The following is a 16,946-nucleotide window of genomic DNA, read 5'->3' as shown; positions in this document are numbered from 1 at the left end:
GCACAAAGAATTGGGCCTACATGTAATTTTGTTGGTCAAAAATGAAACTTTTTTACAGGTTGTTGTAGTTTCTTTTATTTATTTGTCCATTTGCTTCTTTTTTACTCAATAAAAAATGAAAGTTAATTTATTTGTTTATCAGTGATTTATGTCATTTTGGTGTGATGAGGCACCACTTTGGTAGTATTTAGGTGGTGAGAACTGATCCAAGTCAATTTTTTTCACACTCTGAAATATTATACTCAGTCCTGAAAGCAATTTACTAAGACGTTTGTTTTCTAAGTGACTGATAAACAGTAAAAACGATAAGTAATAGCCTTAGTAAAAAGTTTTTAATATTTGTTAATTTTAGGAGATTCCCTATGCCTGTAACTAATATGGCTGAACTAGATGCAATGGTTGCTCGCGTTAAGAAAGCGCAAGAAGAGTTCGCTACTTACTCTCAAGAGCAAGTAGATAAAATCTTTCGTGCAGCATCGCTTGCAGCTAACCAGGCCCGTATCCCGCTAGCTCAACAAGCGGTAGAAGAATCTGGTATGGGTATTGTTGAAGATAAAGTAATCAAGAACCACTTCGCTTCTGAGTTTATCTACAACAAATACAAAGACGAACAAACGTGTGGCATCTTAGAAGAGGATGACAACCTAGGTACTATGACTATCGCTGAGCCTGTAGGCATCATCTGCGGTATCGTACCAACGACTAACCCAACTTCTACAGCGATCTTCAAATCTCTAATCTCTTTGAAGACTCGTAACGGTATCATCTTCTCACCACACCCACGTGCGAAAAACTCAACTAACGATGCAGCTAAACTCGTTCTAGATGCAGCAGTAGCAGCAGGCGCACCAAAAGACATCATCGGTTGGATCGACCAGCCTTCTGTTGAGCTTTCAAACGCTCTAATGAAACACGATGACATCGCGCTTATCCTTGCAACTGGTGGTCCTGGCATGGTTAAAGCCGCTTACTCTTCTGGTAAGCCAGCAATCGGTGTAGGTGCAGGTAACGTTCCGGTTGTTATCGATGAAACAGCAGACATCAAACGTGCTGTTGCTTCTATCCTTATGTCTAAGACTTTCGACAACGGTGTAGTATGTGCTTCTGAGCAAGCTGCAATCGTAGTTGATGAAGTATACGACGAAGTGAAAGAGCGTTTTGCTTCTCACAAAGCTTATGTCCTAAGCAAAGCAGAAGCTGATAAAGTTCGTAAAGTGCTTCTTATCGATGGCGCGCTAAACGCGAAAATCGTAGGTCAGCCAGCAGCAGCAATCGCTGAAATGGCAGGCGTTAAAGTTCCAGCAGACACTAAAGTTCTTGTTGGTGAAGGTCTGGGCAAAGTATCTCACGATGACGCATTCGCTCACGAGAAACTATCTCCAACTCTAGGTCTATTCCGTGCTGACAACTTCGAAGACGCGGTTGCTCAAGCGGTAACTATGGTTGAGATTGGTGGTATCGGCCACACATCTGGTCTTTACACTAACCAAGATACTAACGCTGATCGTATCCGTTACTTCGGTGACAAGATGAAGACAGCTCGTATCCTAATCAACATCCCGACTACTCACGGCGGTATCGGTGACTTGTACAACTTCAACGTTGCGCCATCTCTAACGCTAGGTTGTGGTTCTTGGGGTGGTAACTCTATCTCTGAGAACGTAGGTCCTAAACACCTAATCAACAAGAAAACTGTAGCGAAGCGAGCTGAAAACATGTTGTGGCATAAACTACCTAAGTCAATCTACTTCCGTCGTGGTAGCCTTCCAATCGCACTGGGCGATCTAGAAGGTAAGAAACGTGCATTCCTAGTAACTGACCGTTTCCTATTCAACAACGGTTACGCAGATGACGTAGTAAGCCTACTAAAAGCTCAAGGCATGGAAGTTCAAACATTCTTCGATGTTGAAGCTGACCCAACACTGTCTGTAGTAGAAAAAGGTGCGGCTCAAATGGCTAGCTACCAACCTGACGTTATCCTAGCGCTAGGCGGTGGTTCACCAATGGATGCAGCGAAAATCATGTGGGTAATGTACGAGCACCCAGAAACTCACTTTGAAGAACTAGCAATGCGCTTTATGGACATCCGTAAACGTATCTACAAGTTCCCTAAAATGGGTAAAAAAGCTGAGCTTGTATGTATCACTACAACTTCAGGTACTGGTTCAGAAGTTACTCCATTCGCGGTTGTTACTGACGACAAGACTGGTGCTAAATACCCACTAGCTGACTACGAAATCACGCCAAACATGGCAATCGTTGATGCGAACCTAGTAATGAACATGCCTAAGTCTCTAACAGCATTTGGTGGTTACGATGCAGTAACTCACGCTCTAGAAGCTTACGTTTCTGTTCTTGCTAACGAATACTCAGATGGCCAAGCTCTTCAAGCACTTAAGATGCTAAAAGAGTACCTACCATCAAGCTATGCGAACGGTGCAAATGACCCAATCGCTCGTGAGAAAGTACACAACGCAGCTACTATCGCTGGTGTTGCATTTGCGAACGCATTCCTAGGTGTTTGTCACTCAATGGCTCACAAACTGGGTGCTGAGTTCCACTTGCCACACGGCCTAGCTAACGCACTACTTATCTCTAACGTGGTACGTTACAACGCGAACGACAATCCAACTAAACAAACTGCGTTCTCTCAATACGACCGTCCACAAGCACGTCGTCGTTACGCTGAAGTTGCTGACCACCTAGGCCTAAGCCAAGAAGGTGACCGCACTGCTCAGAAGATTGAACGTCTACTAGCATGGTTGGATGAACTAAAAGTTAACCTAGACATCCCAATGTCTATCCAAGCGGCAGGTGTTGCTGAATCAGATTTCGTAGCGAAACTGGATGAGCTAGCGGTAGAAGCGTTCGATGACCAATGTACTGGTGCGAACCCACGTTACCCTCTAATCAGCGAACTTAAAGATGTGTTGATGGCTTCTTACTACGGTAAAGCATTTGTTGAAGGCGAAACTTTCGAAGGTACAACTGTTATCAAGAAGAAAGCAGACCAAGAAGCAGCAAAAGCAGCACCTAAAGCAAAGAAAGAAAAAGCTGACGCGTAATTAAAAAATCGAGTGAGCAAGGTTTTCGCTAGCACGGAACCTTAATCGGGAAAAGGTTAAAGCCCCAGTCAAATGACTGGGGCTTTTTTTTATTTTGGTGCAGGAGTTACATCTGGCTTGGGAAAACAGAGTTGCTGTGTATGCTTACACTTCGGTCGCAACTACTCGGCCACTGAAGTATTCATTCGCGACGATGTATGCTGTGTTGCGGACTAGTTCGTCTTGGATCTCAGCCCAGTGCCTCTCGTTGAGCTCTTCTTTTGTATGATTTACCGAGGGAATAACGCCGCCCACTCGAATGTTGAATGGTGTGAGTTCTTTTGCCCAGCTGTGAGTAAAACCTGACACCAACGCCGCCATGCTTTCAACTCCCGTAAAGTCTTCATGGTTGTCATGAGAAATGACGTTAACAATGACGCCTTTCTTGTTTCTGGCTCGAAAGCGCTCTGCTCCTACTTGGCCGTAGGTATAAAGGAAGCGTGCCGCAGACGACAAGTGATCAATGTAAGTACTCATTGGTTCTGGCGCCATTAAGCCAGGCATAGGGGAGCTGGTCCAGCAATTAACAATCACATCTGGTGTCGCACGTAGCTGTGATTCTATCTGGTCAAACAATAAGTTAATGGACGTTGTGTTATCACTACACACATTCATCGCATACACTTTGTCAGTGAAAGCGCTGATTTGCTCATAGCTCGCTCTCAAAGCGCTAGAATTTTGGTCACAAAGAATCAACGTTGCTCCAAGGTGAGCAAAGTGATTTGCACAGGTTCTTCCTATAACTGAACCTGCAGACGTGACGAGAATAATTGATTCTTTGATATCCATAGCACCTTCACTGTATCCATATGTGAAAAACAATACACCAGTGGTTTGTGCTAATAGCATGGTTGAAATTCGTTGGGTTCAGTGTGAAAGGCTTCAAACTAACGCTTTCGAGTGAGGACTATTGTGCGGTAATTTGTAAGATGTCACATTTCTGACGTGTAGGTATTGCAAGCTATTGGATAAAAAGCGGATCTCTATGCTTTAGCTTGAATTTGATGCTGACGTTGAGCCGTCACTAGCTGATTATATAGCCCAGCATCTGGGATCAGTTGTTTGTTGCGTTCGCCCAATCTGCGTCGCTCATGACCAGATAGGTTGTGATAAACCTCCTCTGGTAGGTTGAATGTGTCTTCAGGCAGGTAAGTCAGCGCATCTGGTTTTAGGTAATGGCTCAGCTTTGCGGAAGGCAATCCTGCATCGTGAAACTGTTTCGCTTGTTCAGCTGCGAGTTCATAGCTGCTGCTATTAGAACGAAGAGCTTGAGGTTGCGATAAACCCAATTGTTGGCGAAGAATACTGTCACTGGTGATGACTTCCTGGACCTCTTCAACTGGGACCACATCGCGAACATCATTAGAGAACATAGACAGAATCAGCGAGAAATCCGCACGACGACCTTCGTGTACGGCATGGTTAATACCATTACCGAACTGAAGTTCGTTGATAATTGCAGCTTTGTCTAACGTATGAATTTGCATGATGTTCCTCGCTCGATGCTCTTTTAACGGCGTGGATAAGAAAAACTTTAGTAAAAGAGGGAATTATTTAAAGGTGCTAGGGAAGGCGAAACAAAAAAGCCCGCTAAATAGCGAGCTTTTGAATAAGACTAAATTGAACTTAGGGGGAAGTATATTACTTCGCTAGGTTCTCAGCTACGAAGTCCCAGTTTACTAGAGCCCAGAAGCCGTTCATGTAATCAGGACGTACGTTGCGGTAATCGATGTAGTACGCGTGTTCCCATAGGTCAACAGTTAGAAGTGGTGTTGTACCTTCTTCTGTTAGAGGAGTAGCAGCGTTAGATGTGTTAACGATCTCTAGAGAGCCGTCAGCTTTCTTAACCAGCCAAGTCCATGAAGAACCGAAGTTGTTGATTGCTGAATCAGTAAACTTCGCTTTGAATTCTTCAAAAGAACCGAATGCTGCGTTGATAGCGTCTGCAACTGCGCCAGTTGGCTCGCCGCCCGCATTTGGAGCAAGACAGTGCCAGTAGAACGTGTGGTTCCAGATTTGCGCTGCGTTGTTGAATACGCCACCAGTAGAAGTCTTGATGATCTCTTCTAGAGTTTTGCCTTCGAACTCAGTACCAGGGATAAGACCGTTAAGCTTAACAACGTAAGTGTTGTGGTGCTTACCGTGGTGGTAGTCTAGAGTCTCTGCTGAGATGTGTGGTTCTAGTGCGTCTTTCGCGTAAGGAAGAGCTGGTAGTTCAAATGCCATTACTCGATTCTCCATTGATTTGAAAGGATGACCTTTCGATTGCTTCCAGTGTTTTTTATAGCTATGTCGCCTTTAAGGCTGACTTGCTAAGTATTTTAGCAAGTTTTTACTTTATTAAAACCCCGATATGAAAATATTTTAAGAGGTTAGCAGTGGTGAAGTGCTGCATTGCTCGCCAATAAGCAACCTAAAATTAAGCCTTATTAATTATATGGTTTTTATTCTGTCGTTATTGAGTAGAATGTGGCAAATAAATAAAGTTCAAACCCATGAATGAGGAAGCGATGGAAACTATCGACAAAATCAAACAGCAGATCTCTGAAAACTCAATCCTGCTGTACATGAAAGGATCACCGAAACTACCTAGCTGTGGTTTCTCTTCTCAAGCGTCACAGGCACTAATGGCATGTGGTGAGAAGTTCGCTTACGTAGACATTCTGCAAAACCCAGATATCCGTGCTGAGTTACCAAAGTACGCGCAATGGCCAACTTTCCCTCAACTATGGGTTGAAGGTGAGCTTATCGGCGGTTGTGACATTATTCTAGAAATGTTCCAAAAAGGTGAACTGCAGCCTCTAATCAAAGAAGCAGCAGCGCGCGCTGAAGATCAAGCTGAGTAATTCGTAAATACTCACATTTAGCGATAGAATACGAAGGAGCCGTACTGGCTCCTTTTTCTTTTTAGGTTAGTGGAATGAACATAAAGCTTTACTACGTGCATGACCCAATGTGCAGTTGGTGTTGGGGTTACAAACCAACGCTGGATAAACTAAAACAGCAACTGCCAGGTGTGATTCAGTTTGAGTATGTGGTTGGTGGTCTTGCGCCAGATACTAATTTACCGATGCCGCCCGAGATGCAACAAAAACTCGAAGGTATTTGGAAGCAGATTGAGCGCCAGTTAGGCACTAAGTTTAACTACGATTTCTGGAAGCTTTGTACGCCAGTAAGAAGCACTTACCAATCTTGTCGTGCGGTTATTGCAGCGGGCTTTCAAGACTCTTATGAGCAGATGCTAGAAGCGATTCAGCATGCGTATTACTTACGTGCGATGCCTCCTCATGAAGAAGCCACTCACTTGCAACTAGCGAGAGAAATTGGCTTGAATGTTCAGCAATTCAAGAATGACATGGATGGCTCTTTCTTAGAAGGTGTGTTCGAAGATCAATTGAGCCTTGCAAAGAGCCTAGGTGTGAGCTCTTACCCTAGCTTGGTTCTTAAAATTAACGACGCTTATTTTCCGATTGCCGTCGATTACCTGTCGACAGAACCAACCTTGAAGCTGATTCGTGAGCGTATTATTGACAATATGCCAGCGCAATAACCACAGTTATGAATAACAAAAAGCCGCTCATTGAGCGGCTTTTTCGTAACTAATGTACATCCATCCAAACAATAGTATTAAAGCACCATTGCTGCAATCCAACCAAAGATGATTAGAGGGATATTGTAATGGATAAAGGTTGGAACGACTGTTTCCCAAATGTGCTCATGTTGACCGTCGGCATTTAGACCAGATGTAGGGCCTAATGTAGAGTCAGAAGCTGGAGAGCCTGCATCACCTAACGCCGCTGCAGTACCTACCAGTGCAATCGTTGCCATCGGCGAGAAACCGAATGCTAGCGCAAGAGGAACATAGATAGTTGCAAGGATTGGAATCGTAGAGAACGATGAACCAATGCCCATTGTTACTAATAGGCCAACGATCAGCATCAGTAGTGCAGCTAAAGGCTTATTGTCACCGATGCTGGTTGATAGCGATTGTACTAGTGTTTCAACACCGCCAGTTTGCTTCATTACTGCTGCAAAACCTGCCGCTGCGATCATGATGAAGCCAATCATTGCCATCATGTGTACACCTTTAGTAAATACGTCGTGCGTCTCTTTCCATGCAATAACGCCGCCGAAAGTGAACACCATAAAGCCAGCTAGAGCACCGATAATCATTGAACCCGTGTAAAGCTGAACACCCAAAGCAGCGACAATACCAAGTGCCGCAACTAAGATGTGCTTTTTATTAATGACGTGATCGGTTTCGTCAACGACAGTCAACTCAGTTTCTTTGTAGACACGCGGTTTACGATAGCTCACAAAGATAGCCAGTAATAGACCAAACAGCATCCCTGCACCTGGCAGTAACATGGCGGTTGGGACTTGGCTTGCAATCACATTCTCCAAACCGTTGTCATGTAGGTTCTTTAATAGAATGTTGTTTAAGAAAATACCGCCGAAACCAACAGGTAAGATCATGTAAGGTGTGATCAAACCGAAGGTAAGAACACACGCGACCAAACGTCGATCGAGCTTAAGTTTCGCAAATACGCCCAAAAGAGGTGGAATCAAAATTGGAATAAAGGCGATATGGACCGGAATTACGTTTTGAGATGACATAGTGACAAGAACGAGCGCGACTAACACCGCGTACTTTAACCCGGTAGTTGACGCCGAGTTTTCTTTACCATTTAAGCGCTTGATAACACTTTTGGCCAGTAGATCCGTGATGCCTGATTTCGAGATGGCAACAGCGAAAGTACCTAACATGGCGTAGCTTAGCGCGATAGTTGCACCGCCACCTAGACCACTTTCAAATGCGGCAACCGTATCCCCAAGGCTCATGCCTGCGACTAGGCCGCCTACGATGGCACTAAACGTGAGGGCAACCACCACGTTTACGCGCATCAATGCTAACACGAGCATGACGCACACTGATATAACGACAGGATTCATACTTTTCCTAATATGTTGTGTTTACTTATTATTCTTCGTCGACAAGCGGCCAACCGCCGAGGGCCTTCCATTTGTTGACAATACCGCAGAATAATTCTGCTGTTTTTTGTGTATCGTAAAGCGCAGAGTGTGCTTCACGGTTATCAAATTCCATCCCGGCTGTTTTGCATGCTTTAGCGAGAACTGTTTGGCCATAAGCAAGGCCACTTAATGTAGCCGTATCAAAAGTAGCAAAGGGATGAAAAGGGACTCTTTTTAGTTTACAGCGTTCATTTGCTGCGTTTACAAAACCCAAGTCGAATGCTGCGTTATGAGCAACCATAATTGCACGTGAGCAATCTGCGGCTTTTTGTTCTTTGCGAATAAGCTTATAAATTTCCTTTAGCGCCTCTTGCTCAGAAACAGCACCTCGAAGAGGGCTGAAAGGGTCACGAATACCATTGAATTCAAGCGCTTCTTTTTCTAAGTTAGCGCCTTCAAATGGTTCCACATGAAAATGAATGGTGGAGGCCGGATGCAACACGCCATGTTCGTCCATTTTCAACGTAACGGCACAGATTTCTAAAAGTGCATCAGTTTGAGCATTGAAACCAGCGGTCTCAACGTCTACTACCACAGGGAAATAACCACGAAAGCGTTTTTTCAAGGTTAGAGCTTCATTTTCTAGTGTCATGTTGGCTTATTTTTGTGTGACGAAGGCTGCATTATTGCAGATTATACCGATGAGAAAAACCGCAATTTAAGAGAAAACCGGAATTCTATTTTGCATCCAATCAATAAGTTTGTATTGCATATTATGTAGACGTTTATTCGCCATACTTTGCATCATGTAAACCGATAAAACATGAGGAGGTAAAACGCTAAGTGGCGGTTAAGGTGATTGGAACACGGTGGCTCACATTAATGGCAGTGTGACAGATAACCCTATATTGGCGAGATTTTTGCATGCCGGTTGAAGTGGTTTTATTGATGCAAATTGACGGCAACAGACTGCCGTTTAAGAGACAGTATTAGATGAAGAAATGGCTGATTACCAGTGGTGTTGTATTTTCGTTGTTTAGCACAAGCAGCTTCGCTTTGATGGGCAAACGTTATGCTGCAACTCCACAGCAATCTCAATGGGAAATGGTGGTCAATACACCATTAGAATGTCAGCTTGTACACCCCATTCCAAGCTTTGGAGATGCGGTATTTTCATCTCGTGCGAATAAAAAAATCAATTTAGACTTTGAGTTAAAAATGCGTCGTCCGATGGGAGAAACACGTAACGTCAGTCTCATTTCTATGCCGCCACCTTGGCGGCCAGGTGAACACGCCGATCGAATTACAAACCTAAAGTTTTTTAAACAGTTTGATGGTTATGTCGGAGGGCAAACAGCATGGGGCATTTTGTCTGAGCTGGAAAAAGGCCGTTATCCGACTTTTAGTTACCAAGATTGGCAGAGCCGAGATCAGAGAATTGAAGTCGCATTGTCATCAGTACTATTTCAAAACAAGTACAACGCGTTTAGCGACTGTATTTCCAACTTATTGAAATATAGTTTTGAGGACATTGCTTTTACGATTTTGCACTACGAAAGACAAGGTGATCAGTTAACCAAGGCTTCTAAAAAGCGTTTATCACAAATTGCAGATTATATCCGACATAATCAAGATATCGATCTCGTGCTGGTGGCGACGTACACAGATTCAACCGATGGTAAAAGTGCGAGTCAAAGTTTATCAGAGCGACGTGCAGAGTCACTTCGTGACTATTTTCAGTCTCTAGGGCTACCGGAAGATCGAATTCAAGTGCAAGGGTACGGCAAGCGTCGTCCTATTGCAGATAACGGTTCCCCAATAGGAAAAGACAAAAACCGCCGAGTCGTGATATCTCTAGGGCGAACCCAAGTGTGATGCTTATAAAAACGCCGAAGCTGAAAGCTTCGGCGTTTTTGATTTACTGACGTTGTTAATAATATTTTAGTGGTATTTTGCCAAGCACCTTTCGGTGATTCCTGCTGTATAATTTGAATGTTAGTTTAAGCGGAATTTGGCAATGACTTCGCAATTGGTTGCGGTATCTATTTTTTCAACCTGTTTGGCAATAGCTGGATTAGGGTGACGCTTCATAAAGTCTATCAACGCCTTAGTACAGCATCCTATCGAGTCGATAAAGCTTGCACACTCTTTATTTGGGCATTGTGGGATAAGTGTTAAGACTTTCTCAGAGGCCAGTTGAAGGTATTTGAGTTCATAGTCAGTATCTCCGGCCCAACGCCAGAACTGAGCTAAGTTATGACAAGAAATCACAGAAATTAATAATCGCTCGTCCGCCTCAATTTCCACACATTCGCTAATATCTTCACTCAGGCTTAGGGCTTGCTGGTAATGAAGAATGCTGCGAACAGGGTCATCTAGTTGAAGTGCCGTATCGGCTAGAAGTGTGTGTTTTTCCCATTCACTGATCATTATCGTAATCCCGCATATCGAAGTTGCGGATAAATCTAAACGATAACCATTATCAAGTAAAGAGTTTTGTTTATAAAAGGACAGGCAGATCGCAGACCTGCCTGTAATCGGAGTTCAACTTGCAGTACAAGTGATTATTAGAAGTGCCGCTTAGCCTTCAAGACCTGCTGAAGCTTGCTTATTTTGAATAAGCTCAATCATATAACCATCTGGGTCTTTTACGAATGCAATGTGCGTGCTTCCGCCTTTTACTGGACCTGGCTCACGCGTCACATTACCGCCCGCCGCTTTGATAGCGTCGCAAGTTGTGTAGATATCGTCAACACCAATGGCGATATGACCAAAAGCGGTACCTAAGTCATACTCAGTTTTACCCCAGTTGTAAGTCAGTTCGATCACTGCACCTTGGGATTCGTCACCATAACCAAGAAACGCTAGCGTGTATTCGTACTCTTTATTTTCGTTAGTACGAAGCAGCTGCATGCCCATAACTTCAGTGTAAAACTTGATGGATTTGTCTAGATCACCTACGCGAAGCATAGTGTGGAGAATTCGACCGTTTGACATTTTTTGCTCCTAGCTTTGATTTACAAATAGCGTTAGCTATCTGGGTATACTTTCTCTTTATATTCGCACAAATCTTCGATAATGCAGCTACCGCAGCGAGGCTTTCTTGCTACGCACGTATAACGACCATGAAGAATGAGCCAGTGGTGCACATCGAGTTTGAACTCTTTTGGCACAACTTTTAATAGCTTCTGCTCGACATCATCAACCGTTTTTCCCATCGCAAATTTAGTGCGATTCGACACGCGATAAATGTGCGTATCGACGGCAATAGTTGGCCAACCAAAAGCGGTGTTGAGCACGACGTTTGCGGTCTTGCGACCTACGCCTGGTAGCGCTTCTAACGCTGCACGATCTTCAGGAACTTCACCATTGTGTTTTTCCAACAAGATCTTACAAGTCTTGATTGTGTTTTCTGCCTTTGAGTTAAACAAACCGATGGTCTTTATGTATTCTTTTAAGCCATCGACTCCCAAATCAAGAATGCTTTGAGGTGTATTCGCTACAGGGAAAAGCTTATCGGTGGCTTTATTGACGCTTACATCGGTTGCTTGAGCTGATAGTAATACAGCGATTAGCAGCTCAAAAGGGGAGCTCCAGTTAAGCTCAGTTTGAGGATTCGGATTGTTTTCTCGTAATCGCTCAAGAATTTCGATTCTTTTTATTTTGTTCATTGCTGACTTCCAATACCGTCTCTGCGGTTTATGAAAAAGGCTCCTATGACAGAGCCTTATCTTGTTATGCGTTAGTGACGCGAGCACGTTCTATGGTTGGTTTTTCTTCTTTTGGTTGACGTGCCTGAATTGAATTATCTATGACATTTTTGAGCGCTATCAACAGCCCAACACCGATAAATGCACCAGGTGGGAGAAGCGCTAACAGGAAGCTATTGTCAAATTGGAAAACTTGAATCCGTAGAGCTGAAGCCCAGTCTCCTAGGAGAAGGTCTGCTCCGTCGAATAGTGTGCCATTACCAATTAATTCGCGCATGGCACCTAAAACAACCAAGACGCTCGTCATACCAAGGCCCATCCACAAACCATCTAGCGCAGCGGGTGTAACATCATTTTTTGACGCGTAAGCTTCTGCTCGGCCAATAATAATGCAGTTCGTTACAATCAGAGGAATAAAGATACCTAGAGACAGGTACAAACCGTACGCATAGGCATTCATTAACAACTGAACGCAGGTAACGAGTGAGGCAATGATCATAACGAATACAGGTATACGGATCTCTTTTGGCACATAGTTACGGATAAGAGAAACTGTTACGTTGGATCCAACTAGCACGAGTAAGGTTGCAATACCAAGACCTAATGCATTGGTTATCGTGGAAGAAACCGCTAGCAGTGGACATAAGCCCAGCAGTTGTACGAGAGCGGGGTTATTACTCCACATACCGTTTTTCATCAGTAATTTATTCTCATTCATTACTGCTCTCCTTCACAGCCTAACGGCTGGCTAAGAATGTCTTCACGAGATTGGTTTACGTAGTTAACGGTATTTCGCACCACTTTTACGACGGCTCTTGGCGTGATCGTTGCACCAGTAAATTGATCGAAATCGCCGCCATCTTTACGAACTTTCCACGAATTCCAATTGTTTTCCGTGACTTGTTTTCCTGTAAAGCTCAGGATCCAGTCGGTGACACGAAGATCGATTTTATCGCCCAGACCAGGGGTTTCTTGGTGGTTTAGGACGCGTGTCCCCAAAATATTGCCCTGATTATCAATCCCAGTAATCACTTTTATCTCACCATTGTAGCCATCTGGCGCGATAGATTCTATTGCGATTGCTGTTAGTTCACCATTCTTCGTGGCGAGGTAGGCTGGCATCGCACGTAATGTCCCCAGATCTGGAGACGTGACCATTGTACAAGCTTGCGTGAGTGCGTTGTCATGCATGTTTTCTGGAATGACTTGATTCAAAACAGAAAGTAATTGTTTTTGCTCTTGTACCTTGATTTGGTCTTTTGTTAGGTACTGAGTAAGGGCGACTAATCCGGTTGTTGCACATGCAAATATCGCGAGTGTCAGACCATTTTTTCTAATAGCGGTTAACATGTTTACCTCAGTGACCGTAAGTTCTAGGTTTGGTATAGTAATCGATCAGTGGCACACACATATTTGCAAGCAACACTGCAAATGCAACACCATCTGGGAAACCGCCCCAACTGCGAATGATAAAGACCAAAGCACCAATAAGCGCACCGAAGATTAAACGTCCTTTGACGGTGGTAGACGCCGAAACGGGATCGGTTGCAATAAAGAATGCGCCAAGCATGGTTGCACCAGATAACAAGTGTAAAACTGGCGACGCAGTTTCCCCTGGCGTCAGCAACGTGAACACTAGGCTAAACAGAGTCAGACTCGCAAGGAAACCTGCTGGAATATACCATTGGATGATACGCTTTTTGATCATGACTATGCCGCCAAGAAGGTAAGCAAGGTTTACCCATTGCCAACCAATACCACCTAAGCCATCAAATATTGGCTGCGACATTACTTCGCTTGGAGTGGCACCTGTAAGAATGCCAGTCTTAAATGCATCAAGTGGTGTCGCCATTGTCACGCCGTCAACACCTGAGCGAACTTGCTGAAGTGATAAGCCGTCGTAATCATAGCCCGTAAAAATTAAAGAGAGTGTATCTGCAAAATTTACATGATCAGGTATGAGTGATGTCGGTGCACTCCAACTCGTCATTTGTACTGGGAAAGAGATCAACAAGACCACATAAGCGACCATTGCAGGGTTGAATAAGTTTTGTCCAAGGCCACCATAGAGGTGTTTAGCGATTACTATCGCAAAAATAAGCCCGATCACCATAATCCACCACGGAGACCATGGTGGTATAGCAACGGCTAACAACCAAGCGGTAACTATTGCACTGTTATCACGTAGCGCTCTCATTGGTGAGCGTTTACGACAGATCATGACTAAGGCTTCAAGGGATACAGCGACTGCAATGGCAAAAATCAGCTGAATAAGCGTACCCCAGCCAAAGAAGTAGGTTTGAGCTACTAAACCTGGAAGTGCGCAAAGTGCCACCCATTTCATTAAGTCTGGCGTACTACGACGACTGTGGGTATGCGGTGAACTGGCAATAAAAAACGACACTACTCGTTCTCCTCAGTATTATTTTTATTAGCTTCTTGTTGCGCTTTGCGTGCCTTCGCGCGCGCAATTGCTGCGGCAACCGCGGCTTTCTTCGGATCCACTTCTGGTTCTTCGGAGGTTGCTTCTTCAACAGGCTCTGTTTGCGTTTCTTGCTTCGCTTTGCGCGCTTTGGCTCGAGCGATGGCAGCAGCCACGGCGGCTTTTTTCGGATCGTCGGTTTGCTCGGCAGGTGCTTCAGCTTCTTCCGCTTCAGTTGAGTCTGCTTGTTTCGCTTTACGAGCCTTCGCGCGTGCAATTGCTGCGGCAACCGCGGCTTTCTTCGGATCGTCGGTTTGCTCGGCAGGTGCGTCAGCTTCTTCCGCTTCAGTTGAGTCTGCTTGTTTCGCTTTACGCGCTTTGGCACGTGCAATGGCAGCAGCCACTGCGGCTTTCTTCGGATCGTCGGTTTGCTCAGCAGGTGCTTTAGCTTCTTCCGCTTCAGTTGAGTCTGCTTGTTTCGCTTTACGTGCTTTGGCACGTGCAATCGCGGCAGCCACGGCGGCTTTTTTCGGATCTTTGGTTTGCTCGGCAGGTGCTTCGGCTTCTTCCGCTTCAATTGAGTCTGCTTGCTTCGCTTTTCGTGCTTTGGCACGTGCAATCGCAGCAGCCACGGCGGCTTTTTTCGGATCTTCGGTTTGCTCGGCCGGTGCGTCAGCTTCTTCCGCTTCGGTTGAGTCTGCTTGCTTCGCTTTTCGTGCTTTGGCTCGAGCAATTGCAGCGGCCACGGCGGCTTTTTTCGGATCGTCGGTTTGCTCAGCAGGTGCGTCAGCTTCTTCCGCTTCAGTTGAGTCTGCTTGCTTCGCTTTACGTGCTTTGGCACGTGCAATGGCAGCAGCAACCGCGGCTTTCTTCGGATCGCTGTCTTGCTGTGTAGACGTTTCCGATTCTACAGATTCAGTTGAATCTTCTTGTTGTGCTTTTTTCGCTTTAGCTCGGGCGATGGCGGCCGCAACTGCCGACTTTTTATCATCAGCGTTATTGTCTGGCGTTTCGCCTTGTTCTTTTTGCGCTTTCCGTTCGCGAGCAAGACGTTTGCGTTCTTCGCGCAGTTTTGCCATTTCTGAGTTATCAGGTTCACTAGAGCCTGCTTTAGCTGCTGCCGCTTGTTTCGCCTTCGCTTTGGCAATGGCTGCCGCTACGGCTGGTTTTACTGCTGGCTCTGTTTTTTCTGTGGTTTCTGTCTTTTGAGCTTTCACTCGTGCGATTGCTGCTGCTATCGCATCATCGCCGCCAGAAGACTTCATCTCTTTACGGCGCTGATCGGCAGCTTTCTTGAAGCGATTTTCACGTTCTGCTTTTTCGCGTTCCATACGCGCTTTTTTCTCTTCAAAACGCAGTTTTGCTCGCTCTGCAGCTTCCGCTTCTTGTGTTCTAGTTCTAATTTCTGCTTTCGCTTGGCGGTAGTACTGTACGAGCGGAATTTCACTTGGACATACAAACGCACAAGCGCCGCACTCGATACAATCCTTTAAGTTTAATTCTTCGAGTTTGTCATACTCTTCAGCTTTTGCATGCCATTGCAGTTGTTGAGGCAGCAGCGAAGCAGGGCACGCTTCTGCACATTGGCTACAGCGAATACATTCCATCTCATACTGGTGCGGAGAGATCTCTCGACGAGTCGGAGCAAGGATACAGTTTGCTGTCTTGGTAATCGGCACTTGGGAGTGAGGAAGGGTAAAGCCCATCATTGGCCCACCCATAATTAAACGCTGTAACTTCTTATCTGCTTTATAGCCAAACTCATCCAACAGTGCTTGTACTGGTGTCCCTAACAATGCCCAAACGTTGCGTGGTTGTTTGAAGGTTTTACCAGTGAGAGTCACGATGCGCTTTATCATCGGTTCACCGTCGATGACTGCGCGTTTTATAGCGTAAAGAGAACCAACATTCTGAACCAAAATACCAATATCGGCTGGAATCGCGCCACTTGGTACTTCTTTATTGGTTAAAATTTTGATCAGCTGTTTTTCACCGCCAGAAGGGTATTTAGTCGGGATAACGCGAATAACGATATCTTTGTTTATAGCCGCAGCTTCTAGCGCTTTGATTGCTTCTGGCTTGTTGTCTTCAATGCCAATAATCGTGAGCTTTGGTGTCAGGATATGTTCGACAATTTCGATACCTTGAATAAGCTCTTCGGCATGTTCTTGCATGAGCTTGTCATCAGACGTGATGTATGGCTCGCACTCTGCTGCATTAACGATAAGAATCTCGGTACGAGCAAAACCTGATTGGATTTTTTTTGCAGTAGGGAAGCCTGCGCCACCCATACCAGAAATACCAGCGAGACGAATAATATCAATCAGTGCGTCAGGGGTTTCTTTTTGGTAATCTGCGACGGGGTTTCTTTCACACCATGCATCTTTCCCATCAGGCGTGATGACTGCGCACAACTCACTTAACCCAGAAGGGTGCGCGACAGTTCGTGGCTCAATCGCGGTGAGCGTACCTGATGTTGGAGCATGCACTGGAACCGTAAAGCCGGTCTCCGATTGCGTTAATGGCTGACCTTTTAATACGTAGTCACCTTCGGCAACCAGTAGGTTACCCGCTTTACCAATGTGCTGTTTTAGCGGCAATACAATTTCTGACGGGATAGCCGCATGAGCGAGTTCAGTTTTGTTGGACTGCTTTTTATTTTCTGCCGGATGCACACCACCTGGGAAATCCCAAAGCGCGCCTGTACGAATTTGTTCAATCAAAGACAACATGTGA

16 protein-coding genes are annotated in these 16,946 nt (G+C 45.0%); 4 read left to right on the top strand and 12 right to left on the bottom strand.

Annotation, left to right across the window (positions count from 1 at the left end; genetic code table 11):
* The first annotated feature begins 362 nt into the window (after window positions 1-362).
* Window positions 363-3,065: a bifunctional acetaldehyde-CoA/alcohol dehydrogenase gene (adhE, locus tag R7Z47_RS13620; RefSeq protein ID WP_005380731.1), complete on the top strand. Its 2,703-nt coding sequence runs from the start codon at window positions 363-365 to the stop codon at window positions 3,063-3,065.
* 144 nt (window positions 3,066-3,209) lie between these two features.
* Here adhE and R7Z47_RS13615 read toward each other — a convergent pair whose 3' ends face one another.
* From R7Z47_RS13615 to sodB, 3 genes are all read right to left on the bottom strand, one after another.
* Complete coding sequence (locus R7Z47_RS13615; protein ID WP_005380732.1) at window positions 3,210-3,953, bottom strand: SDR family oxidoreductase; 744 nt, start codon at window positions 3,951-3,953, stop codon at window positions 3,210-3,212.
* A gap of 134 nt (window positions 3,954-4,087) precedes the next feature.
* A complete protein-coding gene (locus tag R7Z47_RS13610) occupies window positions 4,088-4,591 on the bottom strand; it encodes a VC2046/SO_2500 family protein (protein WP_213874813.1) in 504 nt (167 codons plus the stop codon).
* Window positions 4,592-4,745: 154 nt separating this feature from the next.
* Window positions 4,746-5,330 (bottom strand): superoxide dismutase [Fe], encoded by a 585-nt coding sequence (gene sodB / locus R7Z47_RS13605; RefSeq protein ID WP_005396533.1) that lies wholly within the window; start codon window positions 5,328-5,330, stop codon window positions 4,746-4,748.
* Between the two features lie 284 nt (window positions 5,331-5,614).
* On the opposite strand from sodB, the gene R7Z47_RS13600 reads away from it, so the two are divergent.
* Both R7Z47_RS13600 and R7Z47_RS13595 read left to right on the top strand, forming a co-directional pair.
* A complete protein-coding gene (locus R7Z47_RS13600; protein WP_017635833.1) occupies window positions 5,615-5,950 on the top strand; it encodes a Grx4 family monothiol glutaredoxin in 336 nt (111 codons plus the stop codon).
* Window positions 5,951-6,024: 74 nt separating this feature from the next.
* Window positions 6,025-6,654 (top strand): DsbA family protein, encoded by a 630-nt coding sequence (locus R7Z47_RS13595; protein WP_262606907.1) that lies wholly within the window; start codon window positions 6,025-6,027, stop codon window positions 6,652-6,654.
* A 77-nt stretch (window positions 6,655-6,731) separates the two neighbouring features.
* Here the strand turns inward: R7Z47_RS13595 and R7Z47_RS13590 are convergent, their stop codons facing one another.
* Together R7Z47_RS13590 and rnt are read right to left on the bottom strand one after the other, a co-directional pair.
* Window positions 6,732-8,057, bottom strand: coding sequence for a Na+/H+ antiporter family protein (locus tag R7Z47_RS13590; RefSeq protein WP_005384889.1), 1,326 nt, complete (start codon window positions 8,055-8,057; stop codon window positions 6,732-6,734).
* Between the two features lie 28 nt (window positions 8,058-8,085).
* Window positions 8,086-8,730, bottom strand: a complete 645-nt coding sequence (gene rnt / locus R7Z47_RS13585) for a ribonuclease T (RefSeq protein ID WP_005384888.1) — start codon at window positions 8,728-8,730, stop codon at window positions 8,086-8,088.
* 341 nt (window positions 8,731-9,071) lie between these two features.
* On the opposite strand from rnt, the gene motY reads away from it, so the two are divergent.
* A complete protein-coding gene (gene motY / locus R7Z47_RS13580) occupies window positions 9,072-9,953 on the top strand; it encodes a flagellar protein MotY (protein ID WP_005384887.1) in 882 nt (293 codons plus the stop codon).
* Between the two features lie 120 nt (window positions 9,954-10,073).
* Here the strand turns inward: motY and R7Z47_RS13575 are convergent, their stop codons facing one another.
* The 7 genes from R7Z47_RS13575 to rsxC all read right to left on the bottom strand — a co-directional run bounded on the left by R7Z47_RS13575 (window position 10,074) and on the right by rsxC (window position 16,942).
* Entirely contained in the window at window positions 10,074-10,508 is a 435-nt protein-coding gene (locus R7Z47_RS13575) for a DUF2753 domain-containing protein (protein WP_005384886.1), read from the bottom strand.
* Between the two features lie 150 nt (window positions 10,509-10,658).
* Window positions 10,659-11,075, bottom strand: coding sequence for a lactoylglutathione lyase (gene gloA / locus R7Z47_RS13570; RefSeq protein WP_005380739.1), 417 nt, complete (start codon window positions 11,073-11,075; stop codon window positions 10,659-10,661).
* A 32-nt stretch (window positions 11,076-11,107) separates the two neighbouring features.
* Window positions 11,108-11,749: an endonuclease III gene (nth, locus tag R7Z47_RS13565; RefSeq protein ID WP_005380743.1), complete on the bottom strand. Its 642-nt coding sequence runs from the start codon at window positions 11,747-11,749 to the stop codon at window positions 11,108-11,110.
* Between the two features lie 64 nt (window positions 11,750-11,813).
* Window positions 11,814-12,506, bottom strand: a complete 693-nt coding sequence (locus tag R7Z47_RS13560; protein ID WP_262606905.1) for an electron transport complex subunit E — start codon at window positions 12,504-12,506, stop codon at window positions 11,814-11,816.
* Window positions 12,506-13,138 carry an electron transport complex subunit RsxG gene (rsxG, locus tag R7Z47_RS13555; RefSeq protein WP_262606904.1) on the bottom strand — a complete coding sequence of 211 codons (633 nt, stop codon included), beginning with the start codon at window positions 13,136-13,138 and terminating at the stop codon, window positions 12,506-12,508. The genes R7Z47_RS13560 and rsxG overlap by 1 nt, the downstream gene beginning before the upstream one ends.
* Before the next feature lie 7 nt (window positions 13,139-13,145).
* Window positions 13,146-14,192, bottom strand: coding sequence for an electron transport complex subunit RsxD (gene rsxD, locus R7Z47_RS13550; RefSeq protein WP_005390256.1), 1,047 nt, complete (start codon window positions 14,190-14,192; stop codon window positions 13,146-13,148).
* Window positions 14,192-16,942: an electron transport complex subunit RsxC gene (gene rsxC, locus R7Z47_RS13545; RefSeq protein ID WP_262606903.1), complete on the bottom strand. Its 2,751-nt coding sequence runs from the start codon at window positions 16,940-16,942 to the stop codon at window positions 14,192-14,194. The genes rsxD and rsxC overlap by 1 nt, the downstream gene beginning before the upstream one ends.
* Between the last annotated feature and the right edge of the window lie 4 nt (window positions 16,943-16,946).

Origin of the sequence: Vibrio sp. 1641 (assembly GCF_033339995.1) — a bacterium.
Taxonomy (GTDB): domain Bacteria; phylum Pseudomonadota; class Gammaproteobacteria; order Enterobacterales; family Vibrionaceae; genus Vibrio; species Vibrio alginolyticus.
Note: the sequence above shows the minus strand (reverse complement) of the source record. Positions and strands in the feature narration are given on the sequence as shown.